The sequence below is a fragment of the Massilibacteroides vaginae genome, from assembly GCF_900178525.1.
Lineage (GTDB): Bacteria > Bacteroidota > Bacteroidia > Bacteroidales > Tannerellaceae > Massilibacteroides > Massilibacteroides vaginae.
Genome location: NZ_FXDJ01000007.1, coordinates 576,505 through 603,357 on the forward strand (window position 1 = coordinate 576,505; position 26,853 = coordinate 603,357).

Annotated in this window: 22 protein-coding genes and 1 pseudogene; 14 read left to right on the forward strand and 9 right to left on the reverse strand. The window is 38.2% G+C overall.

What is annotated here, in order from left to right; genetic code table 11:
* Positions 1–18: 18 nt before the first annotated feature.
* The 5 genes from B9Y81_RS05265 to mutY all read right to left on the reverse strand — a co-directional run bounded on the left by B9Y81_RS05265 (position 19) and on the right by mutY (position 4,137).
* On the reverse strand, positions 19–642 hold the full coding sequence (locus tag B9Y81_RS05265) for a 4'-phosphopantetheinyl transferase family protein (RefSeq protein WP_085535939.1): 624 nt from the start codon (positions 640–642) through the stop codon (positions 19–21).
* Positions 642–1,193, reverse strand: coding sequence for a gliding motility lipoprotein GldD (gene gldD, locus B9Y81_RS05270; RefSeq protein WP_085535940.1), 552 nt, complete (start codon positions 1,191–1,193; stop codon positions 642–644). The genes B9Y81_RS05265 and gldD overlap by 1 nt, the downstream gene beginning before the upstream one ends.
* Before the next feature lie 14 nt (positions 1,194–1,207).
* The gene (gldE, locus tag B9Y81_RS05275; RefSeq protein WP_245832400.1) at positions 1,208–2,455 is read right to left on the reverse strand and encodes a gliding motility-associated protein GldE; all 1,248 of its coding nucleotides are present in this window, start codon (positions 2,453–2,455) and stop codon (positions 1,208–1,210) included.
* 97 nt (positions 2,456–2,552) lie between these two features.
* Entirely contained in the window at positions 2,553–3,029 is a 477-nt protein-coding gene (locus B9Y81_RS05280) for a single-stranded DNA-binding protein (protein ID WP_085535941.1), read from the reverse strand.
* Between the two features lie 46 nt (positions 3,030–3,075).
* Positions 3,076–4,137: an A/G-specific adenine glycosylase gene (gene mutY, locus B9Y81_RS05285; protein ID WP_085535942.1), complete on the reverse strand. Its 1,062-nt coding sequence runs from the start codon at positions 4,135–4,137 to the stop codon at positions 3,076–3,078.
* Between the two features lie 256 nt (positions 4,138–4,393).
* Between mutY and B9Y81_RS05290 the strand changes: the two genes are divergently transcribed.
* Together B9Y81_RS05290 and B9Y81_RS05295 are read left to right on the forward strand one after the other, a co-directional pair.
* On the forward strand, positions 4,394–4,798 hold the full coding sequence (locus B9Y81_RS05290) for a threonine/serine exporter family protein (protein ID WP_245832406.1): 405 nt from the start codon (positions 4,394–4,396) through the stop codon (positions 4,796–4,798).
* Positions 4,799–5,023: 225 nt separating this feature from the next.
* Positions 5,024–5,302, forward strand: a pseudogene (locus B9Y81_RS05295) (hypothetical protein); the annotation flags it as partial.
* Between the two features lie 63 nt (positions 5,303–5,365).
* On the opposite strand, the gene B9Y81_RS05300 reads toward B9Y81_RS05295, so the two are convergent.
* Positions 5,366–6,826 (reverse strand): Gfo/Idh/MocA family protein, encoded by a 1,461-nt coding sequence (locus B9Y81_RS05300; RefSeq protein ID WP_085535945.1) that lies wholly within the window; start codon positions 6,824–6,826, stop codon positions 5,366–5,368.
* Between the two features lie 155 nt (positions 6,827–6,981).
* Here B9Y81_RS05300 and B9Y81_RS05305 point away from each other — a divergent pair, with 155 nt between their 5' ends.
* Positions 6,982–8,292 (forward strand): Gfo/Idh/MocA family protein, encoded by a 1,311-nt coding sequence (locus B9Y81_RS05305; RefSeq protein ID WP_085535946.1) that lies wholly within the window; start codon positions 6,982–6,984, stop codon positions 8,290–8,292.
* 60 nt (positions 8,293–8,352) lie between these two features.
* Here B9Y81_RS05305 and B9Y81_RS05310 read toward each other — a convergent pair whose 3' ends face one another.
* The gene (locus tag B9Y81_RS05310; RefSeq protein ID WP_085535947.1) at positions 8,353–9,879 is read right to left on the reverse strand and encodes a DUF4301 family protein; all 1,527 of its coding nucleotides are present in this window, start codon (positions 9,877–9,879) and stop codon (positions 8,353–8,355) included.
* Between the two features lie 171 nt (positions 9,880–10,050).
* Between B9Y81_RS05310 and B9Y81_RS05315 the strand changes: the two genes are divergently transcribed.
* Positions 10,051–12,273: a RelA/SpoT family protein gene (locus B9Y81_RS05315; RefSeq protein WP_085535948.1), complete on the forward strand. Its 2,223-nt coding sequence runs from the start codon at positions 10,051–10,053 to the stop codon at positions 12,271–12,273.
* Between the two features lie 29 nt (positions 12,274–12,302).
* Here the strand turns inward: B9Y81_RS05315 and B9Y81_RS05320 are convergent, their stop codons facing one another.
* Positions 12,303–13,730 carry a CCA tRNA nucleotidyltransferase gene (locus B9Y81_RS05320; protein ID WP_085535949.1) on the reverse strand — a complete coding sequence of 476 codons (1,428 nt, stop codon included), beginning with the start codon at positions 13,728–13,730 and terminating at the stop codon, positions 12,303–12,305.
* A gap of 55 nt (positions 13,731–13,785) precedes the next feature.
* A complete protein-coding gene (locus B9Y81_RS05325; protein ID WP_085536012.1) occupies positions 13,786–14,319 on the reverse strand; it encodes an NUDIX hydrolase in 534 nt (177 codons plus the stop codon).
* A gap of 343 nt (positions 14,320–14,662) precedes the next feature.
* On the opposite strand from B9Y81_RS05325, the gene B9Y81_RS05330 reads away from it, so the two are divergent.
* The 10 genes from B9Y81_RS05330 to B9Y81_RS05370 all read left to right on the forward strand — a co-directional run bounded on the left by B9Y81_RS05330 (position 14,663) and on the right by B9Y81_RS05370 (position 26,782).
* Positions 14,663–16,414, forward strand: a complete 1,752-nt coding sequence (locus tag B9Y81_RS05330; RefSeq protein WP_139822895.1) for a hypothetical protein — start codon at positions 14,663–14,665, stop codon at positions 16,412–16,414.
* A gap of 133 nt (positions 16,415–16,547) precedes the next feature.
* Positions 16,548–16,907: a DUF3244 domain-containing protein gene (locus B9Y81_RS05335; protein WP_085535951.1), complete on the forward strand. Its 360-nt coding sequence runs from the start codon at positions 16,548–16,550 to the stop codon at positions 16,905–16,907.
* Between the two features lie 208 nt (positions 16,908–17,115).
* Positions 17,116–18,675, forward strand: a complete 1,560-nt coding sequence (locus tag B9Y81_RS05340; protein ID WP_085535952.1) for a vitamin K epoxide reductase family protein — start codon at positions 17,116–17,118, stop codon at positions 18,673–18,675.
* Positions 18,676–18,772: 97 nt separating this feature from the next.
* Positions 18,773–18,925, forward strand: coding sequence for an rSAM-modified peptide (locus tag B9Y81_RS15205; RefSeq protein WP_139822896.1), 153 nt, complete (start codon positions 18,773–18,775; stop codon positions 18,923–18,925).
* 117 nt (positions 18,926–19,042) lie between these two features.
* Positions 19,043–20,278, forward strand: a complete 1,236-nt coding sequence (locus B9Y81_RS05345) for a 6-bladed beta-propeller (protein ID WP_085535953.1) — start codon at positions 19,043–19,045, stop codon at positions 20,276–20,278.
* 14 nt (positions 20,279–20,292) lie between these two features.
* Positions 20,293–20,994: a hypothetical protein gene (locus tag B9Y81_RS05350; RefSeq protein ID WP_085535954.1), complete on the forward strand. Its 702-nt coding sequence runs from the start codon at positions 20,293–20,295 to the stop codon at positions 20,992–20,994.
* Positions 20,995–21,079: 85 nt separating this feature from the next.
* Positions 21,080–22,216: a glycosyltransferase gene (locus B9Y81_RS05355; RefSeq protein ID WP_176221453.1), complete on the forward strand. Its 1,137-nt coding sequence runs from the start codon at positions 21,080–21,082 to the stop codon at positions 22,214–22,216.
* 96 nt (positions 22,217–22,312) lie between these two features.
* On the forward strand, positions 22,313–23,215 hold the full coding sequence (locus B9Y81_RS05360) for a glycosyltransferase family 2 protein (protein ID WP_085535956.1): 903 nt from the start codon (positions 22,313–22,315) through the stop codon (positions 23,213–23,215).
* Positions 23,216–23,261: 46 nt separating this feature from the next.
* Positions 23,262–25,475: a peptidase domain-containing ABC transporter gene (locus B9Y81_RS05365; RefSeq protein ID WP_085535957.1), complete on the forward strand. Its 2,214-nt coding sequence runs from the start codon at positions 23,262–23,264 to the stop codon at positions 25,473–25,475.
* Entirely contained in the window at positions 25,475–26,782 is a 1,308-nt protein-coding gene (locus B9Y81_RS05370) for an HlyD family secretion protein (RefSeq protein WP_085535958.1), read from the forward strand. The genes B9Y81_RS05365 and B9Y81_RS05370 overlap by 1 nt, the downstream gene beginning before the upstream one ends.
* Positions 26,783–26,853 lie beyond the last annotated feature (71 nt).

Consider the following 26,853-nt stretch of genomic DNA (forward strand, 5'->3'; position numbering starts at 1 on the left):
AAAAAAGCTACATTGTACTTACCTGTTGAAGGTGAGTACAATATCAGGAGTTACCAGATAATTCAAAATAAATGATTCTCTTCGAGGTGTTCTTGATTCCCATACTTCTACTTCACCTTCCGGGCTATAAGCAAAAGGATTAATATGCAAATGCCCACGAAAGTCTACCTCATCCTGCCTAATCAATTTAAAAAGAGTTTCTTTAGCACACCAACAGATCAGCAGATATCCGGTTTCATTCTCCTGATCAACCATTTCAAGTTCTTCTTCCGACAAAAATTTGTGCTTGATCTTCAGTATTCTGTTTGCCCAGTATTCAATATCTATACCAACCGGTGCGCCTTCTTTACAATAAACCGCCACATAACCTTTCGTATGGGAAACACTGATAGACATATCAGGTCGGTCCGGCAGATACGGCGCACCATCCGAATAATAGGCAATCATCAACTCTTCGCCTAATAATTCTTTTAGCAAAACACGCGTCGCAAGCCATTCTTTTTTGCGTGTTTCCACCTTGTGCTTATTCAAAAAAAGCTGATAAGCCTTATGCGGATCCAGAAGGTTCAATAATTCAGCTTCCGTTTCTTCAATTTTCCATATTCCCAAAAGCAGGGAAGAATGTCTTTTAAGTAATGCCATCAATCTTTCCAACTAAAGGTTTGAACTAATTCTATCATATCCTTTCGTAAATAGTCCGTCACAGGAGCTATTGAGTCTGATTCGGGAACCTTATGGTAATATAATGCTCCACGAAAAAAACGCGAAAGGCTATCCGTCAAAAAAAATTGTAGCGGTGAGGCCACATTGCCGCTTATTTCAAAAAACTTTCCGTAAACCTTTGATTCCGGATTCTCGTAAGCAGAAACTTTGGATGGTTGGCCCATTCGTTCTACAAGCTTATGCGCTTCGCCGGTTAATTCGGGTAGTTTATCGTTTGTTACAAGAAAAAAGCTGCCATATAAAGTAGCGTTAAGCTCCGGGTAAGTAAATGTAATCCACCCTACAGGTTGTTCGTCTGGGAGTTCTATCGTTACTTTATCTGAAATTGAGAAAGAATAAGGTATATCCGTTACAGGCAATTGAACATAAAGAGCTGCTGCCGGTTCGAGTCGGACATACCCTCGTGGTTTAGGTGTATATTCCGAACAGGAAAGCATAAAGAGTAAGCAGATATAAAACACCCGGTACATTGTATATATAAATCTTATGACTGCGTTTCTTGGTCTGTATTGTAAAACTTCACTTTCAGGATTCGCCTGTTGTCAAGTTCCAATATCTGAAAACGGTATTTCTTATACGCAATAATTTCTTTTCGTTGCGGAAAACCGCCTTTTATTTCAAGTAATAATCCACCTAATGTTTCCACTTCTTCGGTCAGATCATCAAACTCATCCGGGTCGACATCGGTCATACGGAAAAAGTTGGTCAACAATATTTTGGTTTTTAGAATAAAACTTCCGTCGGCCAAACGAATACATTGTTTTTCATCTTCATCATATTCATCGAATATCTCGCCTACGATTTCTTCCAGAATATCCTCCATTGTTACAATACCGGATGTACCGCCAAATTCATCTACAACAATGGCCATGTGGATCTTATTCACTCTGAATTCTTCCAACAAATCGTCAATCTTTTTGGTTTCCGGAACAAAGTAAGCCGGACGAATTAACGTTTGCCACTTAAAATCATCATCTTTATATAAATGAGGTAAAAGATCTCTCAGGTAGAGAATCCCCTTCATATTGTCTTCGGAATCCTCATAGACCGGTATACGTGAAAATCCGGATTCCAACACAAAAGCGACAACAGCCCGAAAACTTGTTCTGATATCGATATCCTCAACATCTAAACGGGAGGTCATAATTTCATCGGCTGTTTTGTCGTAAAACTTAATAACCTCCGCAATCATTTCCTTATCCTCCGAATTACGGGAGCTGTTGTAATCAAATGAGCCTGACAATTCATTGGAACTTTCGGCTTTATTTTTCACCAGCTTTTTCTCAAAAAAGGAACCTATAGAGATGAATAATTTCGCAAATGGAAAACAAATAAAATCAACCACACTTATCAGTGGTGCTAAAAAACGAGCGAATTCCAACGGAAAGATCCGCGCATATCTCCTCGGTATTTTACTAAAATAGATCAATAATGTTATTCCCACCAACAATAGGATCAATCCCAAAACAGGAGCAAACGAAAAGTCGAATAATGAATAAAAAGTAAACGTACAAAGAAGAACAATCGCTACCAATAAAAGATTACTTGTAATAAAGACTGAAAGCAGCAAATAATTAGGGCGGGAAAGCAAACGTTTAATAAGCGAATCGGAAGTTTTTCGTTCACTCTGGACTGCATTTACATCTTCCGGAGGTAAAGAAAAATAAGCTACTTCGGCGGCTGATATTAATGCATAAAAAACCAACAAGAGAAAGGCTATAAATAAAGCCACAAAGGGACTTAATGAAGAATTCCAAAATGCTGTTTGTTCGTATAAGCCCGATAAATAATAATCTGAGTCCAAGGGGTATGGCATTAGTTAAACAATATCAGAACGGGAGATCATCCGCGTCACTGGTTTCTGTAATGGAAGAGGCCTGACTTACGTTCGGCTGTTGATAAGAGGATGTATTTCCCTGCGAAGGAGAAGTACTTGCCGCTGCTTGCTGTCCTTCTGCCGGACGCGAACCCGACCCCAGACTAAAGAATTCAACACGATCCGCGTGAATTTCGGTCACATATCGCTTCACGCCATTCTGGTCATCATAACTACGGTTGCGAATCTTACCTTCTACCTGAACGAGTGAACCTTTTTTTACCCATTTTTCAACAAAGTTAACCTGATCACGACGCACCACGATATTATGCCAATCCGTACGTTCCGGAACAACTGTTCCATTCGCAAGTGTATATCCTCTTTCGGATGTAGCCAATGGGAAGTTGGCAACAGCCGCACCACTGTCAAAGTAACGTACATCAGGATCTTTCCCAACGTTCCCTATCAAAATCACTTTATTTAGAGACATAGTTTTTTTATTTATAATATAATAATACAAAGAAACATAAATTCGATTACTTAGCCAACTTTCCTCCTGTTTTCTCCAAATAAATATGTAGCAGACGAGGCATTGCGTAATCAGTTAGATTTTCTATGGAAATCTGTTGATACGCCTCAAGGTTTTGTGCGGCTTTTTGTAGTTGGATCTGATAAAACGAAGCATTCAATGTTTGATGAGACAAAATATGCTTTATTCCGGATAGTGTATAACCAATTTCTATTCCCTCACTTCCGGAAAATAATTCACGGAAAGATTGCGATTGCTCTAATTCCGCAAAGTCCATCTGAACAGAGGTTTCTATCAAAGGAAATTCATATAAGCCCTGCCAGATATCCCCGGAAGGACGCTTATGAAGGTAGGTTTTATTGCCTTCTATTATATGGAAGTAATGAAAGTAACGCGTACGAACCTTTGTCTTACCTTGCTTAAATGGAAGTAGCGAAACCTTATTTTGAGCATAAGCCAAGCAGTTGTCTGAAAAGATACAAGAAACGCAATCCGGATTACGAGGTACGCATTGCAATGCACCAAACTCCATTATCGCTTGGTTATGTTCGCCGGCATATTCGCGATCCATTATCTGTGTAGCTAATTCAGCAAACGCCTTTTTGCCTTTACCTGTATCAATAGGTGTATCCAGTCCGAAAAGTCGCGACAACACCCGATATACATTACCATCTACCACGGCATAAGGCTGATTCCAAACAAAAGAAACGATGGCCGCCGCAGTGTACTCTCCTACTCCTTTTAAAGACAAAACATCGATATATTGATCAGGAAAACGGCCGTTAAAATCAGTCAGTATACATTTAGCTGCGGCGTGTAAATTTCGTGCCCGGCTATAATAACCCAACCCTTCCCAATATTTCAACACCTCATCCTCCGAAGCTTCGGCTAAAGACTGTACATCCGGAAAACGTTCCGTAAATCGCAAAAAATAATCATACCCCTGCGCAACGCGTGTTTGCTGTAGCATGATTTCAGATATCCAGATCACATAAGGATCCGTTGAGTTTCGCCATGGCAAATCACGCTTATTAATCCGATACCACGCTCTTATTTTTTCACTGATCATTTACCTTCTCTCCTATTTCACGGTCAAAGGTAAAAATCAAGAAGGAGAAAACAAAAGTAAATTTTCTCTTCTCTCATTTTGAGCTCTCACGCCATTATTAGATAACTGAAAAACCAAACGGCCAACCATTAGTTTTGTCTATAGAAGTTATCGAATCTTCCGTATGCCATTTCTTTAATGGCTCATTTCGAGAGATAAGAATGTCGCAGATGGACAAATTGGATTTCACGAGGCCTTACACATTTTCGAGAAGATTATCAAATCTTCACCGGAGAACCAACAGTTAGTTTTAATCTTAACATCATTTGCGAACGCTTCCTTTACTCGTCTGTTTGGAGGCGATAGTATTTCCATGTTGATTGTATTTATAGCAACATTAGTCGGTTATCGTATTAAACAAATAATGTTAGAGAATAGGATGGATATTCGTCTTATCTTCTTTTGTTCTGCTTTTTTTCCGTCAGTTATAGCAGCCTCCGGACATCTATTCAGTTTAGGAGAAACTCCCCAGATCACACTTGGAACAAGTGTGCTTTATCTAATACCGGGAATTCCTTATATCAATTCCAGAGTCAAAAAGAAAACCCGGTTGGTGTATGTAATTAACAATTCAGATTCACTTAAAAACAGAAGCGTTTTTTTTATAATACTATGTTTTTAAAAAGATATCCTTTATTTTTCAAAAAATATCCTTTATGTTTGAAAAAATAACCTTTATATTTTTCGCAAATATAAGGCGTTGATTTACAGCAATATAAAAATCGGTCAAAAATAGTAAATTAAGCACTGTTTTTAACTTAAAAAACAAAAAAAATAGGTGTTGCCAACCGGATACTTCATTTGATCCCAATTCCATAAGTGATATGCTTGACGGACATTATAAGCAGAAACATGTCTATTCCCGGCATTGCTTCCTATGATTCCCGGGATGTATGCTTACCGGACAATCACAGCATTATTGCTTTGTCTTTTTCAGCAAGAAGAGAATTTATTTGATCATTATTTATATTTACTTACTTTTAACGGTTTAATATGCATATTTATAATTTTAGGAATGGTAGTAAATATGCTAAAAAAGACGTACAGAAAACGTTCAGCGCAAGAGTTTATCCGATTACTAAGTGAATCCAACGCCATTCGCCAACGCATTCATGAATGGTTATAGGGCAAAAGAGGGTATCCAAAGCTTTCAGATACCCTCTACTATTTTATTTTCCTATTACCTAATTCATTTACAGAAGTAAGGTAATTGATAAGGATTTCTATATTCGTATGCGTATAAACGGTGTGCCGCGGCTTCTTTGTCGTTAACAAATGTGAGTGTTGCCGGATCCCATTTAACCGGACGATTCAACTCGCGGGCGATATTCGCCAGACAGCAAAGTGTATTCGTACTACAGCCAACTTCAACCGGAGCAATCGGATTTTCGCGGGAACGAACACAATCAATAAAGTTTTGCATGTGCGGAGAACTTGTTTCATAGCTTCCTGCCATACCACCTTTCGCCGGTTCGCCTTTTTTCTTCTTTTTCTTACTTTCTTCTTCTTGCTTTTTCTTATACTCTTCCCACATTCTGGTTTGCTCTTCCTTGCTTAAAGGACGTTTTCCGGCCAGATCAGCAGGCACTTTAGAAGGATCCGAACAAGCCAAATAACCGCGTGCTACTTCAATCCAACCATTTGTACCGATAAATTTGATGCCTTGAGCTCCATCGTTATCGTCTAAAAATGGTTGCTCAGTCATTACAATACCGTTGGCGTATTTCATTGCCGCATATTGTGCTCCATTATGTCCCTGAGGGATAAATTCAACAGGTCCCGAACCATCCATTCCTATGGCAGCCTGTGCTATATCAAACATGTGAGCACCCCAATCGGCTGTATAACCGTTGCCGGTTTCTTGATACCAACGCCATGCTCCCCAAAGCTGTTCATTCTGATCCGGATCTAAGGAGATCGGCGGACAAAGGTCTGCATGATAATGAACCTTAGGATCATTTAACGGTCCCATCCATTGATTAAAGTTTAAATTAGCCGGAACAGCCATTTCGGGTAAATCCAATGGTTTAGGAGGTGCGCCTACACGAGCATGTATTTTTTCAATATGTCCGATAGCACCCGAACGAACCAATTCAATGGCTTTCTGAAATTCTTTGCTGGAACGTTGTTGACTACCTACCTGAAGAACACGTTTGTTTTGACGTACAGCTTTCACCATAGCCAAACCTTCCGCGATTGTAAAGGCTAAAGGCTTCTGACAATAAACGTCTTTGCCTGCTTGGCAAGCATGGATCGTGTTCAAGGCATGCCAATGATCCGGAGTAGCAACTTCGATAGCGTCAATATCTTTTCGCTCAAGCATTTGTTCATAAAACTCATACTTATCACAACGAGCAGTCATTCCCTTTGCTTCCTGCCATGAAGCAATACGTCTTCTGAAACGCTCCATCTTTATTGAGTCGACATCGCTGCATGCAGCAACCTGCACGCCCGGGCATCCGGCAAATCCGGCAAAGTCAGACAATCCCTGCTGACCTAAACCGATAAATCCCAAAACTACACGATCACTGGGTGCGACCCGTACGCCATTCATTGCCCAACTTGGAAGAATGGTCAGCCCGGCCAAACCCAAAGCAGAATAGCTTAGAAATTCCCTGCGGCTGATTCCTTTTTTATTTTCTGTTTTCATGGTAAAAAAATTAATATTTAAACAAATCATTCGTGGTTTTACAAAAACAGTCAAATATACTAAAGAATTTAATATGTGAATTAGCGTCAAATCAACTATTATTCCTTTATTTGTATGTATAACCTATCATTACTCATTAATTTTTTAATAAAACCATGACAACACGTAGAGATTTTATTCGCCAGGCTTCACTACTCGGAGCCGGATTAACCATGAGTCCATTTTTAATAAGAGCCGGACAAAGCGTCAGTTCAAACGATAAGATTGCAGTTGGATTAATCGGCTGTAAAGGGATGGGATTTGAAAACCTGAAAGCTTTTCTTCGCAATCCGGAAGTAGAATGCCTTGCATTGGCGGATATTGATGAATCCGTATTAAACGAAAGAGCCGCAGACGCGCAAAAAATAACAGGAAAGAAAGTTAAACATTTATACAAAGACTGGAGACATCTGATTGACAATAAAGACATCGATGTGGTAATTGTAGGTACACCCGACCACTGGCATTGCCTTCAGATGGTTGCTGCTTGCGAAGCTGGGAAAGATGTATATTGCGAAAAGCCGCTGGGAAATAGTATCGAAGAATGTAATATTATGATACGCGCGGCCGAGAAATATAACCGTGTAGTGCAAGTTGGTCAATGGCAACGCAGTGACCCGCACTGGAAAGACGCCATGGATTTTGTTCATAGCGGACAATTAGGCAAAATACGTACTGTACGCGTATTTTCTTACCAGGGTTGGTGTCCGTCCATTCCCGTGCTGGCAGATGAAGCTGTTCCGGCAGGAGTAGATTATAACATGTGGCTTGGTCCGGCACCTGAACGTCCGTTTAACAGGAACAGATTCCACTTTACATTCCGATGGTTCTGGGATTACGCGGGTGGTTTAATGACAGACTGGGGTGTTCACCTTCTGGACTTTGCTCTTTATGGAATGAAAGTTAACGCTCCCGAGTCTATTATGGCGTCCGGAGGTAAATTCGGATATCCGGATGATGCCTGTGAAACGCCGGACTTATTACAGACCATTTACACCTTTAAAGATTTTACCGTTATGTGGGATCATGCCATTGGAATAGACGATGGAGCCTACGGTCGAAATCACGGGTTAGGATTTGTGGGTGAAAACGGCACTTTGGTATTGGATCGTGGCGGTTGGGAAGTTATTCCTGAGAAAGTAAATGGCAAACAACGCATGGATGCTGTGGCCCTAAAAAAACAATATGGCGAAGGAGGTTTGAACCTACACGTTAAGAATCATTTGGAATGTATTAAGAGTCGCAACAGAAACTGTAATGCAAGTGTAGAGATAGGTGCCCATATCGCTAAATTCTCTCAATTAGGAAATATCGCTTATCGTACGGGTAAAAAATTATCGTGGGATGGAAAGAGCTTCCATGATACCGAAGCCGACAAGCTCCTTACAAAAGAATATCGCGCACCATGGCAACTGCCTAAGATTTAATAAAAGAGTAGAGCCGCACGATTTGTGCGGCTCTACTCTTTTATCCTTATATAATGCAAATCAAGATACGGAATGCTCCGGTCTTAATAAATCATTTACTGTTTTCACCGGATTAAAGGTTTCTACCGGAACTTCCACAAACACGGTATTCCAGTCACTCATCGCTCCGTTCCATAAGCCGGGCAATTCCAGCGCTTTCAAATCACGTCCGTCCTTACTCTTTTGAGAAATAAATCCGGTATTCTTATCTACAAACTCAAGCAAGTTAAACTTCTCGTCTTTATAGTTCTTCACGCCACAAACCAGATCTACAGGATTAAAATGCGTTCCTCCTTCAAACAAGGATTTCTTTTCAGGATCACTTAAATCAATCTGCGAGCTTTCCAATATCTGCAAAGAAATAGTTCCATCCGGATTCACGGCAAAGAAAGGTCCTCCTCCGGGCTCACCGGAATTACGTACCATCCCACAGACTCTTATCGGACGATTCAGTTTGCGTTTAAGATAAAGTACCAATTCCACATCTTCAAGCAATTTGATGCCGGGATTACGTACATTCAACTCATTCTGAAGAAAATGGATCATCTCTTCAATCTGACTATGTGAATATTTACCACTCTCAATCAGTCGGAGATAATCAAAAATCTTTTTCTGTAAACGCACAAGCAACCCTGCCAGAAGCTTCTTATAAGCAACGGTTGAGAATTTAAAAGAGTCGGGCACTACATTATCAATGTTCTTTATAAAAACGATATCGCCATCGATATCATTCAGGTTTTCGATCAGCGCGCCATGCCCTCCCGGTCTGAACAGCAAACTTCCGTCCTGATTCAAGAACGGTTTATTTTCCATATCAACCGCAATCGTGTCTGTACTTTCTTTCTGCACACTAAAAGAGATATCGTAATCTACAGAATATTTTTTTTCATACGATTCGCTTTTTTTCCCCACCAACGCTTTGAACAACGCGCGGTGTTCCGGCGATACGGTGAAATGAAGATTTACTTTCCCGAGGTTATTCTTTGCATACAAAGCGCCTTCGGCAAGATGCTCTTCCATCGCGGTGCGAACTTCTTTTCCGGAATGATGAAACAACAGCACCCCTTTAGGCAATTGCCCGTAATTCAATCCGGACTCATCCAGCAAGAGTGATACAATTCGTTTATAACCTTTCATCAACAGAAGCGTAGGAATATCTTTCCCTTCTTTTTTCACACAACAATTATTGAGCTCATCATAAAAAGCGAACTGCTTTAATCCTTCAAAAAACTGTTTTTCAAAAGAGGTAGCAGGTTCATCATAAGGAGCGGATTGAAACTCGTAGAGATTTTTAAACATTCTACTGGCAGCTCCGGAGGCGGGAACGAACTTAACAACTGTTTTTTCTTGCCCTAAATAAGCATCCCAGTCGTTCATCAATCCATCCCGGTCTTCTTTGGAGATTACATTAATGCCTTTTTCTACAGAAGCGGAAGATGTTATTTCCAAAAAAGGAAATCCTTTAGAAAAGCATGCTAATTGTTCCTCAATTTGATTAACTGTGATGCCCTTCGCGGTTACTTGAGTCAGTGCTTTTGAATCCAACATACATATACTATTTTAATTCATAACTCTTAAATTTATCAGCAAACAAGTCATATTCTTACAAATATAGAAAATTGAGAATAGTATTTCATGCTATTTCATGAAAAAAAGATACTTTTACATTAGGTTTAGGTTTGTCCGTCTAAGGACTTGTTTTTGTAAAGGCATATAGTGATGAACAAAACAGAGACATTTTTCACGCCCGAGGAGAAAAGCATCTTCTTTTCGGAATATAAAAAACTATTACGTAACTTATATTCGTCGCTTGAGAAAGAAGACATACGCAAGATGCGTATTTTACTGAATGAAATCGTATCGTTAGATTGTTACGGAAGGGATAGAAACGGCATCAACGGCTTAGTCAGAAATATCAGTACAGCCCTGATAGCTACGTCCGAAATCGGACTTAAGCGCACTTCTATTCTGGCACTCTTGCTTTACAGACCCGTTTTAAAAGGGGCGATCAATCTTGATCAGGTTGAGAAAACGTTTAACGCTGATGTTACGCTGATTATTCGCCGACTACTGAAAACTTCCGATCTGTATGCACGAAATACAGTGATCAATTCGGAAAATTTCCATCGTTTGCTGTTTTCGTTTGCCGAGGATGTGCGCGTGATTCTGATCATGATTGCCGACCGTCTCTGCCTGATGCGTATGGGCAAACAATTAAAAGAGGAAACCGACCGGAAACGGTTGGCCATGGAGGCGTCTTACCTGTATGCTCCGCTTGCACATCGTTTGGGTTTATACACCATTAAAAGTGAGCTGGAAGACTTATCGCTCAAATACATGGACAATAAACAGTACCTCTTTATCAAACAGAAATTAAACGAAACCAAACGCTCGCGTGATGCCTATATTGAAGAGTTTATTCGCCCGGTTCAAGAAAAATTAATCCAGTCGGGACTGGTTTTCGATATTAAAGGAAGAACCAAATCAATCTTTTCCATCAACAATAAGCTGAAGAAACAGCAACTGGAATTTGAAGACATCTACGATCTTTTTGCTATTCGGATTGTTATTGAAACGCCTATAGATAAAGAACGTTCGGATTGTTGGCAAGCTTACTCCATTATCACGGACATGTATCAACCGAATCCCAAACGGATGAAGGACTGGATATCTATTCCTAAATCAAATGGTTATGAAAGTTTGCATATTACCGTACTTGGTCCTCAGAATAAATGGGTAGAAGTACAGATCCGCACCGTACGTATGGACGAGATTGCGGAAAAAGGGTTGGCCGCGCACTGGAAATACAAAGGGGTAAAGGAGGAGAACGGGTTAGACGAGTTCCTCACCAATGTAAGAGCGGCATTAGAGGCAAACAGTAATAATCCGATGGACTTGATGAAAGAGTTCAAAATGGATTTGTATAAAGATGAAATATACGTCTTTACTCCCACCGGCGAATTGATTAAATTACCCAAAGGAGCAACCGTACTCGATTTTGCCTTCTCGATTCATTCTAAGATAGGAAGCCGTTGTATTTCTGCCAAGGTGAACGACAGGAATGTGTCGATCAAGCATATTCTCAATAATGGAGACTCGGTTACGATAATCACCTCTCCTACCCAATCTCCGAAAAGAGACTGGCTGAATTTTGTCAGCACAACTAAAGCGCGCGCCCGAATAAAGCAGGCTTTGCGGGAAGAAGCAGCCAAGACGGTAGATTTTGCGAAAGAGATGTTGCAGCGTCGTTTCAAGAACAGAAAAATCGACCTGGAGGAACCGGTTCTGATGCGTTACATCAAGAAGAAGGGGTATAAAACGGTTACTGATTTTTATCTGGATATCTCCGAAGAGCGGCTTGACCTGAACCAGATCATCGACCAATACATCGAGTTGGATAAAAAAGAAAAGGAAGCTTTTGAGCACACTGAAGTTCGCAGCGCGGAAGATTATATTACCACAACAGAAGTCGAAGAAAGATCTTCTCAGCAGGATGTATTGGTGATAGATAAGAACCTGAGGGGGATAGAATACAAGCTGGCTAAATGTTGTAACCCGATCTATGGAGACGATGTGTTCGGCTTTGTTTCTACACAGGGAATCAAGGTGCACCGCACCGACTGCCCGAACGCGCAGGAATTATTCACCCGCTTTGGCTATCGCATTATTCGTGCACGCTGGAGTGGTAAAGGTGATAGTGGATACGTGGTAACACTACGAGTTACAGGAAGAGATGACATCACGATCGTAACAAACATTACTTCCGTAATCAGTAAAGAAAACGGTGTAACGCTGCGTTCGTTAAATATTGATTCGGTAGACGGTATCTTCCAGGGGAACTTTTCCGTAATGGTGCGAGACACCACTTCACTAACGATTCTGACCAAGAAAATAAAGACTGTAAAGGGCGTTAAAGCCGTAGAGCGTTTAAACAAGTTGTGATGTTTCAACTCCGCGCCATGCGGAGTTCCTTAACATTCTTTCAACCCCATTTCCGCGGCTTTCTGAAGCATAAAGGCACGGGCTGCTTCGTATTCATTCGGGATTATTCCATCCAGAATAGCGTCTTTTATCAACTCTTTCAGTTCACCCACCGGACGGGAAGGAGTGAGACCGAATGTCTTCATTATTTCTTCGCCCGATACAGGTGGCTGAAAGTTGCGAACCCTGTCTTTCTCTTCGATCTCGGCCAATTTGCCTCGCACGATCTTGAAATTATTCAGGAAGCGGCGTACTTTCTCCGGATTTTTGCTGGTGATATCCGCTTCGCAAAGCAACATAAGCTCATCCACATCGTCTCCGGCGTCAAACAGTAATCTGCGTACAGCCGAGTCCGTTACTTCGTCATCTGCCAGGGCGATAGGCCGCATGTGAAGCAATACCATTTTCTGAACAAACTTCATTTTCTCATTCATCGGCAACTTCATCCGTTTAAAAATGGCAGGAAGCATCTTTTCTCCAATAAAATTATGATTGTGGAAAGTCCATCCTTGCTTAGCATCCCAGCGTTTTGTGGCCGGTTTAGCAATATCGTGCAATAATGCAGCCCACCTCAACCAAAGATTATCCGACGTCTTCGCCAAGCGGTCAAGCACCATCAGGGTATGCGAAAAATTATCTTTATGCCCGATCCCTTCCTTTGTTTCCGCTCCTTTCAGCGCATCGAGTTCGGGGAATATAAGCGCAAGCAAACCACATTTATCCAGCAAATCAAAACCCACCGAAGGTTTAGGCGAGAGAATAATCTTATTTAATTCATCTATAATACGCTCACCGGAAATAATATGAATGCGCTCCTTATTACGTTCAATCGCGTCGAAGGTTTCGGGTTCAATATCAAAACCCAGCTGAGTGGCAAAACGAATACCACGCATCATGCGGAGAGGATCATCACTGAATGTTATATCGGGATCAAGCGGAGTACGTATAATACGATCTTCCATATCATACAAACCGTCAAAAGGATCTACCAATTCGCCATAACGATTCCGGTTCAAACAAATAGCCAACGCGTTAATTGTAAAATCCCGCCGGTTCTGGTCGTCTTCAAGCGTACCATCTTCAACAACGGGCTTACGACTGTCGTGTGTATACGACTCCTTACGGGCGCCAACAAACTCAAGCTCGAACTCACGGGTTTTGATCAAAGCGGTTCCGAAGTTTTTAAAGACAGACAAAGAAGCCTTACGCCCGATTTTCTTCGCCACCTGTTCAGCCAGGGCAATCCCGCTTCCCACGGTAACGATGTCAATATCCTTAGAAGGGCGACACAGAAAGATATCCCGCACATAACCGCCCACCACATAAGCCTCAACACCCAATTCATCCGCAGCTTCCGAAACCAAATGAAATGGCTTTGCTGATATATATTGTAATAATTCGTCTTTACTTAAATACATTCGTTTTATTGATCTTTTTCAGGCTGCAAAGATAAATAAAATCCGCAACGCATCCTTATACCCGACAAGACGGATCCGCACAAATCATCCTCACCGCTTGCCTGATCGAAGTAAGTCCGAATGCTTCGGGGTCGAGTTTTTCTTTTGGCACAATCACAATTTCAGCAGCATCATCCCCGGCAACCGCCACATCAAACGAGTCTACCTCACAAAGAAAGAACATATCCACCGTGTGCACATCAAATCCGGAATAAGGATAAATATTCGGCAAAGAAAACAAATACACCAACGACAAAATATCCAAACCCGTTTCCTCCTTCACCTCCCTACGGGCAGACTCTTCAGCAGTTTCATACATATCAGAAAAACCTCCCGGCAGATCCAAAGTACCTTTAGCCGGATCCTTACTACGCTTTACAACCAGAAAATTATCCGCCCTGTCCTTAATAAAACAAGCCACAGCCGCAGAAGGATTAAAATAATAAACAAAACCGCAAGTCGTACACTTCTTAGCTTTCTCATTAACCCCAACAAACCCCTTAGCACCACAGCGAGGACAAAACTCAAATTGAAAAAGAGGGTGCTTTATCGATGCATCCATAAATTATTATTTTACACGTTAAAAAAGACCATTTAAAACCCCCAAAAATCCACCTTAAAAACACATTGAAATTCAAGGACTAAAAACATAAAGGTTATTTTTCAAAAAATATCCTTTATTTTCCGAAAGATAACCTTTGTTTTTTAAAACATAAAGGATATACAAAAAACTCTTCAATAATTTAAGAGCCTTTTACTCGCATAAATTAGTTGTTATTGGTGCTATAATTTTTTCCCGGCAAAGAAGATTATTAACAAGGACTTTTTTGCTTATTTTCATATAAAATCCTATCTTTCGAACGTATTTATGTTAGCCTGTAATAAGTTTGCCAATGAAAAACCGAATGTATTTCTATACACTTGTATTTTTGTTCGTTTTCACTTTTTTCTCATGTGATAAGCAGCACACGCTAAAGGAGTTAGCTCAGGCCGATACCCTGATGCAAACCTCCCCCGACAGCGCCTTATTATTACTTGAATCTATTCCTTCCCCGGAAAAGATGAAAAAAAAAGATTACGCCCTATATTGCCTGCTGCTGACAGAAGCCCGGGATAAGAATTACTATCAATTCACCTCAGATTCGGTGATACGGGTGGCTGCGGAGTATTATGAAGCAACAGATGACAAACGTAAACTCCTCAAAACATATTATTATATGGGGCGTGTCTATCAGGAACTGAAAGAAATACCTTATGCTTTGGAATATTACCTGAAAGCGGAAAACTCAATTCAGAATAATATTGAAGATGCAAGACTGATGTCACGTATATATAATAGTATCGGAAGTATATATACGATGTTGCATATCTATGATGATGCTATGGAGGCTTATAAAAACGCGGAACGCTATTTAGTTGTTTGTGGAGATTCTGTTGGTATTCCTTTTGTGTTGAGAAACATTGCACGGATTTATCATGTGACAGAAAAACAGGATAGTGCTGTTTTATATTATAAACAGACAATTGAAAAAGCAAAAAAAATAAAAAACCAACGTGCTTTGATTTCGTCCTTAATAGAGATTGCAGGACTATACACCGAACGTGGAGATTACAAGAAAGCAAGCGCCTGTCTGTCAGAAGTCTCTGGATTAAAACCAAACAAATCGGACTCCGAACAATTAGCCTCTGTCTATGCCCGCTATTATCACTATACCGGCAAGATCGACTCTGCTTTATTCTTTTTAAATCAATGCTTACAAAGCAGAAACAGCTATACCAAAACGGCATCCTACCACAAGCTCTACCAGATTGCAAAAGATAAACAAGAGTATAAACAGGCACTTGATTACGCTGACCAATATTATGCATATAAAGATACTTTAGCACAGAAAATGGAGAGAGAAGAAAGTTTGCGGATTCAGAACCTGTATAACTATCAGAAAATAATCCGGGAGAATGAACAATTACAACATGAACATAATAAAAAACAACAGCAAATTATTTATTTATTCTGCCTATTCCTTTTCTCCTTCCTTTTAGGTATTCTCTTCTTCTTTTACCAAAAACTGCGTAGAAAAAACGAACGTTTACTTCATGAAAAACTATTACGATTGAAAGAAGAATCATATAAGAATAGTCAAAAACAGCTTACAGAAAATCTAAATCAAATAAAACACTTAGAATATAAACTACAGGAAAACGAACAGAAATTAGATCAAGCAGAAAAAAACTTAATAGAAAAATATAAAGATTTATTACAACAAGATAATATCCGCATTGAATTAGCGAGTGAAAGTAAACAGCTTCAATATGAACGATTCTATTCTACCTCCATTTATAATCAGTTAAAGAATACAACCAGTCAGAAATTTATGCCGGACATAGTTTGGAAAGAACTCAAAACAACTATAGACGAAATCTTTGATCAATTCGGAGGGAAATTGACGAGCCATTACCCAAAGATATCTGAAAAAGATTTAAGGATTTGTTATCTAATCAAAACAAAATTTTCCGTTAATGAAATCGCTGATTTCTTAGGATTAAGCAAATCGGCTATCTCCCAAAGTCGTAAACGTATGTATGAAAAAATATATGGAATCCCCGGTTCCAGTGAAGACTTAGATCGATTTATTGACAGCCTATAATTTTTTCTTTTAGAGTTGACAGTTTGTTGACAAAACACAGCAGAGACAAAATGTCAACTAAATGTCAACTAAAAAACAACACAAAACAAAATAATGGATTTAGTTTTGTGAGAAATCAATCTAAGTAAGAGACATGAAAAAACATCTACATTACATCGCGTTATTACTTTTTTTATTTATCCCCACATTTGTATGGAGTGATACTGTTCCAATTCAAGGAGATTGGACTCAAGGAGATTTACGCTCTGCTGGTTCTATTCCTTTCATTGTTGAAAAAGAAAACAATACATTACACATACTCTCCCGTAAACATGTGGAGAATGTTTTGATACAGATTGTTTCTTTTGAAGGAGTTGTTTTCTATGAAGAGAGACACACACTCCTTAACAACGAAAATATTTCTATTACATTAAATAACCTTCCTGAAGGAAATTATACAATGGATTTTTTTCATAGAAATGGATTTTTGAGTGGTAAATTTAGCAATCCGTGACTTATAAATTTAATTTTAGCTGTTAGAACAACATGAAAATTTTCGGACAATATGATCAAATGCAATTGTCAAACATCATTTTTTCACGGGAAAGAGAAAACTTTATATTAGCTACTCAAAAGATAATTTTGCAGCTAAGTTATTACATCAGTATAGCTATATTCAGGACTTTTCCTCTATAGATTTTTTAGAATAAACACAGAATAATATGATATTATCTAGTTTTTTATATACGAGACACTCGCAACTACTAACTTCTATTCTTAAAATGGAAAAAGTAAAATATACACAAATGTATTCGAGAGAGCTGTTTGACACAAGCCCACGTAACTCTACATTATTCGGGATTTCTGAAATGTTAGACAAGTATAATATTGAAACTGAATCATATCAGATAGAAGAGAAGGAAAAGATTAATCTTATTCCTACACCCTTTGTCGCTGAAACAGAGACTGAAAACATCCTCGTTTTATGTTGTGATAATGATACAGTTACTTTCCTACGACAAGGCAAAAAGGAAAAAATGACTAAAGATTTTTTTATTTCAATTTGGGATGGTTCTATATTATTATTTGAAAAAAACAGCCAATCTATAGAACCTGATTATATATTTAATAGATTAAAAAGTATTTCGATTGATGCATGTCTATTATATCTCTGTGCGTTTATATTTACATTTTTAACATTACATATTATTCCTGTTTGGAATAATACATGGATTTATTATATATTCATACTAAGTAATCTACTGGGAGCATATGTGAGTCTATTGTTATTCATGGAGATGTTTGAAAACACCCAAGAAAGGGCAAATAAAATATGCAAATTATTAAATCAAAAAAGCAATTGTGATGAAATAACAAACTCTGATCAAGGAAAGCTCTTTGGAGTTATAAGTTGGAGCGAAATTGGCTTAGCTTATTTTATAGTAAATGCTCTATTCGTTATTATTTACCCAATTTCTCTTTTTTCAATACTGTTTATTAATTCTTTTGCTCTGCTTTATACTTGTTGGAGCATTTGGTATCAGAATAAAGTAGGAAAATGGTGTGCACTCTGCTTATTAGTACAATCTGTTTTCATTTTTAATTTTATTCTTGGGCTAATCTCTTTCGAATTAGTTTATTTGAAAATTGAATTTAGATTAATATGTTTTATTTTTTTTATATATGCTTTCTTGTTTTCGTTAATATACTTGTCTAAGTATCCACTAATCTGGTTTTTTGAGAGGAATAATTTTAAAAAAGAACTTGCTCACTTTAAATCAGATAAAGATGTTTTTTCGGCATTAGTGGAGAGACTGCCTCAAATACCTACTTATGATTTCAAATCATCTATATACAAAGGAAACAGAAATTCATCTTGTATAGTAACAATTATTACAAATCCTCATTGTACAGCTTGTACTATTTTACATAAAAAACTTAAAAGGGTTGAAAAACACATTGATGCTATTTGTATTCAATATGTGTTGGCAATAAATAATAATGAAAAAGACAATGATGCACGTTTGCTTATAGCTGCAGCACTAAATAAGGACACTGAATTAATCGATCTCTGGTTTCAGACAAAGGACAAAAGTCTGTTATATCAAAAATATAGCTATGATCTGTATACAGACAATATCAACAAGGAGTATTTCAAACATAAGTCATTTGTGGAATACATAAATCCGAAAGGTACACCAACTGTTTTGATTAATGGTGCTCAACTTCCAGATTATTATCATATAGATGACATAATAGAATCAAATTTAATCCCATTATAATCCCCGAAATAATGGGCTGCTTTTAAAGGGGATCATTTTAATTAATAAAATCATGAAAAGGCGAATGAATTTTGGAAAAAAACTTTCAAAAATTGAATTGAAAAAAGTTAAGGGTGGAGGTTGTGGTTATGGTAGTCCATCAGGATCAGATGTTACATGTGTTCCTTATGGTGGAGCAGCAGGTGCTGAGCATATGGCTGGAGCAACAGGATGGTGGTGTTGTGGATGTTCCGCTACTGCTGGTTGCTAATTAATATCTAACTTTAATCGGGAAGTTCTCTGAAATTTTCCGATTAAGGTTTTAGAAATAGTAAATGTTACACAGTCCCTGTTTTAAGAGATATATCTACCTGTAAAATTATATTTTATGTTAAAAAAAATATATAGTTATGCCTTTTGTCTGTCGCTTTTTTTCACTTGCGATGTTCAGAAAAAAAAAGATATTTCATCAGTAGTTCCTATCATAAACATTGAAAACTCTTTGTCTGATTTCAGAATAACTCCGTTGAGTAACTATGTTTCTCAAATTAGATACCTGAAGTTAGAAATGAAAGAAGAATGTTTAGTCACTCAGGAGATCAAAAAAATCTATCTAGAAAAAGGGCAATTGTTTATTCATGATAACGAGCCTTTTCTTAAAGTATTCGATGCGAATACAGGTAGATATCTATATAATATAGGCAAAAAAGGACAAGGTCCCGGTGAGCTTGCTCAATTATACTATTTTGATATTTGTCCTGATAAGGAAGAAATTCTTCTTTCCGGAGATGGGGGAACATATAAATTTTCCATTAATGGTACTTTTATAGGTAAAGTAGAAAAACCATCTATCTACGGTATAGAGCTTGATTCAAATGTTGCATTCCTTAATGACGGTTTATATGGGGCTGGATTAAGATACCCCAAGCAGCCTCAAGAGTATGCTATTGTTTTATTTGATGAACAACAAAATATAGTCAGTTCTTTGAAGAGTTATAAGGATCCGATTCAACATCCAACGATAAAAGCATGGTCAACGTTGATACAAAGTGGTTTTTTCTATCGAAATGGGAAAGAGATTCGTCACTATAGGGGAATTAGTGATACAATTTATACATACAATTCAGAGGAGAGACGCTTTATTCCTGTCTACAGTTTCAATTGGGGAAAACATCAACCTCATGAATATTACGATCCGAAAAGTCAAAATCCAGATGAAATCCACCTATCTCAAAAAACAATTTCAGAAAACAATGAATTTTTCTTCTTTGATTTTTTATCTAAGCGAGCTTCACCTGAACCTTTCAAAGAGATTGTTTTTCGGTTTGATCAATGGCATGAGATTAATAATAATAATATTTATGGAATCTACGATAAGGATAAAAGACAGTTGCACTTTTTGCTTCAACCGATTCCGGGAGTACGTGGACTAAAGAATGATCTTGACGGCGGTATACCTTTCTGGCCAAAGTCAATATCATCCAATTATCAAATGTTGGATTACTATCATGCTGGCAGTTTTCTTGAACTAGCTAAAAAGATTAAGAATCCAAACGAATCCTTTTCAGCATTTGTTCGAACCTGCTCAGAGGAAGACAATCCAGTCGTTATTATTGTAGAATGAATGATCTTTAGAGTATGTATACACAATTCAATTTATCAGAGCGTATTGCACATCATTTGATTTTAAAATACAAATCTATTCAAGATTTAGGATTATTGGAGGGGCGAATGGGAATTGCACTGGGATTTTCAACTCTTTGCTCTTCTTCATCTGACTCCCAAGAGATCTTCTATGATTTCATGTATGATTTGGTTGAAGATATCATTAATAATTTGAATAGAAATTTCGATATAGGTTTTAAATCAGGTTTATCCGGAATTGGTTGGGGAATAGAATATCTTATACAAAAGAACTTCTTTGAAGGAACTGGAATTGATATCTGCCAAGAAATCGACAATTGCATTATGAACAAAGATCCAAGAAGAATCAGAGATTTATCTTTAGAAACAGGTCTGGAAGGAATGCTTCACTATATTTTAGCCCATATTTCAGGAAGTTTAAACAATAGTAATATTTATCCATTTGATAATTACTATTTAAATGATTTGTATGAATTAGTTAAAAATATTCAGAAAAATAGCATCTCTCCTTCTCTTCAATATTTATTACAACAATTCGTTGACTGCATTGAGATAAAAGATTCTTTTAAGTATATTTTTCAAATAAATAAATTTATTCTTATATCAGAATTTGATGAAACCAAACTGACCGATTATCCCTTAACCTTAAGAAATGGCGTAACTGGTGTCTTAATAAAAAAACAGAGAAATGACTAAACAAAGGAATCTTTATATCATTGAGATATATGCAAGTTCACATAAAAGTGGAGTGAATACTTTTGTCTCTGAATTGATACATTGTATGAAAAATTCAAATATTAACATTATTCTAATTGTTTTTAATTCAGATGTTAAAGAATTTTGCATAGAGCGAAATGACAAACTGACAAGAATGTTATTCCCTATTTTTTCATCTGATATGTTTTTAAATCACGTTGATATTATTGATAAATTTTTCAGATTATACATATCCGACTCACCTGAAAATGTGTTCTTAATAAATTATTTACCTTGTGAAACATTTTTAAAGTCCATTAGTTTATCTCATCCATTATCTAAGCGAATATTGATTATTCATGATTTATCTTGGACACATACATATAATGGAAATAAAGACTCGTTTGTTAAAATATTAAATAAAAAACAAAAAAATGAAATAGAAAAAACTTCCTTTAATTTTTTCCGTTTAGAGAGAAGAATGTATGATTATGCAAACAAAATTGTTTGTTTATCTGATGATACATACAACTTGTTGGTTTCAATCTATGGTGTTCCCTTTAATAAGCTGGAATTAATACCTAATGGACTAAGATCTATTGCCCCAACTTCTTTGGCTTATTCAACAAAAAATATACGCAAAGAATTACATATTTCAGAAAATGAATCTATTTTACTTTTCGTTGGAAGACCTACATTGCAAAAAGGATTCTATGCACTATTGAAGGCTTTTGAGAAAACTCTTTTAGAGTTTCCAAATGTTCGATTAGTCGTTGTAGGAGCGGACAGTAATAATAAGTTAGGAAATCTTTTACCAAAGCTAAGTTCTACTATTACAAAAATAGTCTTCACTGGTTTAATAGATAAAAAACTCTTAAGTAAATGGTATAAAATTGCTAATGTTGGAATTATTCCTTCATATTATGAACAATGTAGTTATACGGGGATAGAAATGATGATGTTTGGCTTACCTATAATAGCCTCTGATGGTTATGGGATAAGGAATATGTTTGAAGATAATATTACTGCTAAAGTCGCGAAAATTGGCAATCGTGAGGATTCTGAAGACTTTGTTCGTAATCTATTTAATGCTATTATAGAGTTACTAAATTCTAAGTCTTTTTGTTCAGAATTGAGTATCGAATCGAGAAAAACATTTCAGAATAAATACAATTCTAGATACATGAAAAAAAAGTATATAGATTTAATCATGTCTGTGTAAATATAAAATTTTGTCATGAACAATCAATTACGTACTCTCTATATATAAAGTAGAATATAATTAAATGAGATTGTATTCGGAATAATAAGTTTTAAGATGAAAATACCTTTAGTTTCTGTTGTAATTCCAGTTTATAATACCCCCAAATTATTAGAAATAACACTGAAATCCGTTATAAATCAAACTGTTACTGATGTTGAAATTTTAGTGATTGATGATGGGTCTACAGTTGATATAGAATTTGTTATAAACAGAATAAATGACAATCGTATAAAGTACTATAAATTAGAACATACTAATGCGAATGTTGCGCGTAACTATGGGATACGAAAAAGTGTGGGAAGGTATATTGCAATGCTTGATTCTGATGACCTTTGGTGTAATAATCATTTACAAGAGTGTTTTGAATTGCTTCAAGATAATGCTGATGGGCTATATGGTAGTTTAATATTAAAAAAAGAGGATATATCCCAAGGAAAAACATTTTTTGTACGAGCCTTGAAACAAAAAGAAACTATGGTAGATTATTTGCTTCAGAATGGATATGGTGCGCAGACATCAACCTTTTTTATGACAGCTGATAGTATGAAAGATATATTATGGGACCCTAAGTTAAAGAGACACCAAGATTATGATTTTGTTATTAGATACTCTAAGAAATATAAATTAATTCCCAAATTAAATCCGACAGTAATCTATACAATAAAAAAAAACATAACTAAAATTGACTTTAGCTCTTGTATCTGCTTTATTCAAAGAAACAAACATAATATTACTCCCATGAATTATTTAAGATATTATGTTAATATGCTAATATTGGCTAAGCAATATAGTGAGAACAAGCATATTATAACATACTATAAAAATGAAGCCAGTAGATATAAAGAGCTGTTGTCTTACGCTGAGTACATTGCAATAGTATCACCTCAAAATATTTATCAAAAGGTTAAAGCTAAATTATCTTATCTATTCAGTATTTTATTCGTCACAATAGGATAATTTATTACAAAGTATTGATAAGTAAATTACGCGTAAATTTAATAGAATGTTATTTCAATCCAATACACTTACTCCTTTTCCACATTGGACTCAACTAGACGCCATGGATTGTGGCCCTACTTGCCTTCGCATGATTGCAAAACATTACGGGCGCAGCTATACTTTGCAGTCTCTTCGTGAGCGTTCGTTTATCACGCGTGAGGGAGTGTCCATGTTGGGGATCAGTGACGCAGCGGAATCGATTGGTTTTCGGACTTCAGGGGTGCGTATTACAGTGGATCAGTTGAAAAAGGAAGCGGTTCTGCCTTGTATCCTACACTGGAATCAAAGTCATTTTGTGGTATTGTATAAGGTTAAAGGTGACCAATTCTATATCGCTGATCCTGCATCCAAAAAGGTGGTATTCAATGAGGAAGAGTTTAAGCGGTGCTGGCTGAGTACAAAATCGGACGGAGTGGATACGGGAACAGCTCTGCTCTTAGAACCGGGGCCGGAGTTTTATGACAGGGAGGATGAACGTGAAGTGAGAGTGAGGAATCTTAGTTTCTTCTTCCGATATATCCGCCCCTACCGGAAAGAGTTGTTGCAGTTGATCCTCGGCATGGTCACAGCCAGTATCCTGCAATTAATCTTGCCTTTTTTGACCCAAAGCCTTGTTGATACCGGTATTCGGGATAGTAACCTGAACTTTATTACCCTTGTGTTGATAGCCCAACTTGTCATTTTTGTCGCTAAACTGTCCGTTGATTTTATCCGGAGCTGGATATTGCTTCACATGAACACACGGATCAACATTGCCTTGATCTCGGACTTCTTAGCTAAACTGATGCGACTACCCCTGTCTTTTTTTGATACGAAGATGATCGGAGATATTATGCAGCGTATCGGGGATCATAGCCGTATCGAATCATTTATGACCGGTTCCTCCATCAATACGCTCTTTTCGTTTGTGAACTTTATTGTCTTCGGCTTTGTGCTGGGATATTATAACCTGACTATATTAGGACTGTTCCTTTTAGGGAACGGGCTGTATGTGGCCTGGGTGCTGGCGTTTATGAAATATCGCAGGGAACTTGATATCAAACGCTTTGCTCAGGCTGCAGGAGAACAGAGTAATTTGTTTCAGTTAATTACCGGCATGCAGGAGATTAAGCTGAATAATTGTGAGACAGAGAAACGCTGGCAATGGGAACGTATTCAGGTGAAATTGTTTAAGATCAGTATCAAAGGGCTTGCCTTGGAGCAATACCAGCAATTAGGCTCCGTGTTCTTTCATCAGACTACGAACATTTTAGTTTCTTTCTTAGCTGCCCGTGCCGTTGTATCGGGAGATATGACGCTGGGTATGATGATGTCGCTGACCTATATTGTGGGACAGCTCACGTCTCCCATCGAGCAGTTTATCGGTTTTGCCCGTGCGTTTCAGGATGCCAAGATTAGTCTGGAGCGATTAAGCGAGATTCATGGTAAGGAGGATGAGGAGCAGACGCTATCCCTGAAAGTAACCTCTCTCCCATCCGACCGTACACTTCGCGTGGAAGATGTGAGTTTCAGTTATGACGGAGCAGACCGAGATTATGTATTGGAAGGTGTTAATCTTATAATCCCGGAAAATAAAGTAACGGCTATTGTGGGAGCCAGTGGTAGTGGCAAGACCACCTTAGTGAAGCTTCTACTTGGCTTCTACGAAACGAACAAGGGAACAATCAAGATTGGTGATCTGCCGCTAAAGAATGTCAACCCGCATGTTTGGCGACAGAGAACGGGAGCGGTGATGCAGGACGGTTTTATCTTTTCCGATACGATTGCCAAGAATATAGCCGTTGGTGCAGAGATAATAGATAAGGATCGTCTGTTGCATGCGGTAACAATAGCGAATATCCGGGATTTCATTGACTGTCTGCCGCTTGGTTATAATACAAAGATTGGGATGGAGGGAAATGGCGTGAGTCAGGGACAGCGTCAACGTATCTTGATAGCCCGTGCCGTTTATAAGAATCCGGAATATATTTTTTTAGACGAAGCAACGAATGCGCTGGATGCCAATAATGAAAAGGAGATCATGGAGCAGTTGCACCAATTCTATAAAGGACGGACAGTCGTAGTGGTAGCGCACCGGCTTAGTACCGTTCGTGATGCGGATAATATTGTTGTTCTTGACAAAGGACGCGTAGCAGAAGAAGGTACACATGAAGAACTGACCGCCAAACGAGGCATCTATTATCAGTTAGTTAAGAACCAGTTGGAACTCGGAAATTAATGGAAACGGAAGACAGAAAGCAATGGAAAGATGTGGAACTGCGCAGTGAAGAGGTGCAGGAGGTGATGGGGCAGATTCCGCCGTGGATACTGCGCTGGGGAATAACATTGCTTTTTGTCGTTGTCTTAGCATTAGTTATTGTCAGCATCTTCTTTAAATACCCGGATGTGATCACTTCGGAGATGACCCTTACCGGCCGTTTCCCTGCAACAGGTATCATCGCCAGAAGTTCGGGTAAGATCAGCCATCTGTTAGTAAAAGAAGGAACAAGCGTGGAAAAGGGAACATTATTGGCCGTATTGGAGAATGCAGCCCTTACGGAAGATGTAGCCTGGCTAAAGCTAACCTTAACCGAACATTTATCCAATCCTGACAGTACAGCAATGAAATTAATGGGAAAAGGCGACTTATCCCTTGGAGACGTACAGTCTGCCTACAGTAGTTTTCTATCCCAAATACACGAATATGTGAACTATCGTATGTTAGACTACTATCCAAAGAAAATCACGCAGACACAGAAACAAATAGGGCAGTACAAAGATTATGCCCTTAACGTTGAGCAACAACTGCGGGTGATGGAATCCCAATACGAAATAGCCCGTAGCCAATTTGACCGTGATTCATTGCTTTTCAGCCGTCAGGTCTTGTCGGATTCTGAATATGAGATGGCGAAGGCTACGTTATTACAAAGCCGTCATTCATTAGAAGGAGCGCGCGCTTCATTGGATAACCTGAAAATACAGATCAGTAGCCAAGAGACCACCTTACTTGATCTGGAGTTGCAGCAGGCGGAAAAAGAAAGTGTACTAGCGCAGTCCTATCACCGGGCAGCGGAAGAGTTGCAGAACGCGATAAATAACTGGGAGCTGAATTACTGCCTGATAAGTCCGGTCAGGGGAAAGATCACCTTCACCACTTACCGGACAGAGAACCTCTATGTTACGCAGGGAGAAAACATCTTCACTGTTGTGCCGGAAGAATCGGACGAACTATTGGGGAAGGCCTACCTACCGATCTACCGTTCTGGAAAGGTGAAGGAGGGGCAGCGAGTAATCATTCGCTTCAACAACTTCCCCGACCAGGAGTTTGGTTATGTGGAAGGGCGGATATCTTCCGTTTCCCTTGTTCCTTCGGATGAAAACTATCTGGTTGAGATCACGTTGTCGAATGGATTAATGACCAATTACGACAGGGAGCTTCCAGCTTCTCAGGAAATGAAGGCAACCGCCGATATCGTCACTGAAGACTTGCGACTAATCGAACGCTTCTTTATGCCATTGAAGAAAGTCTTGAAAGAAGGGTTCTGATTTTATGTAAAAAATAATATTGCATTTTACAAAAACAAAGCGACAAGAAGTCTAATGTATATATTAATAAA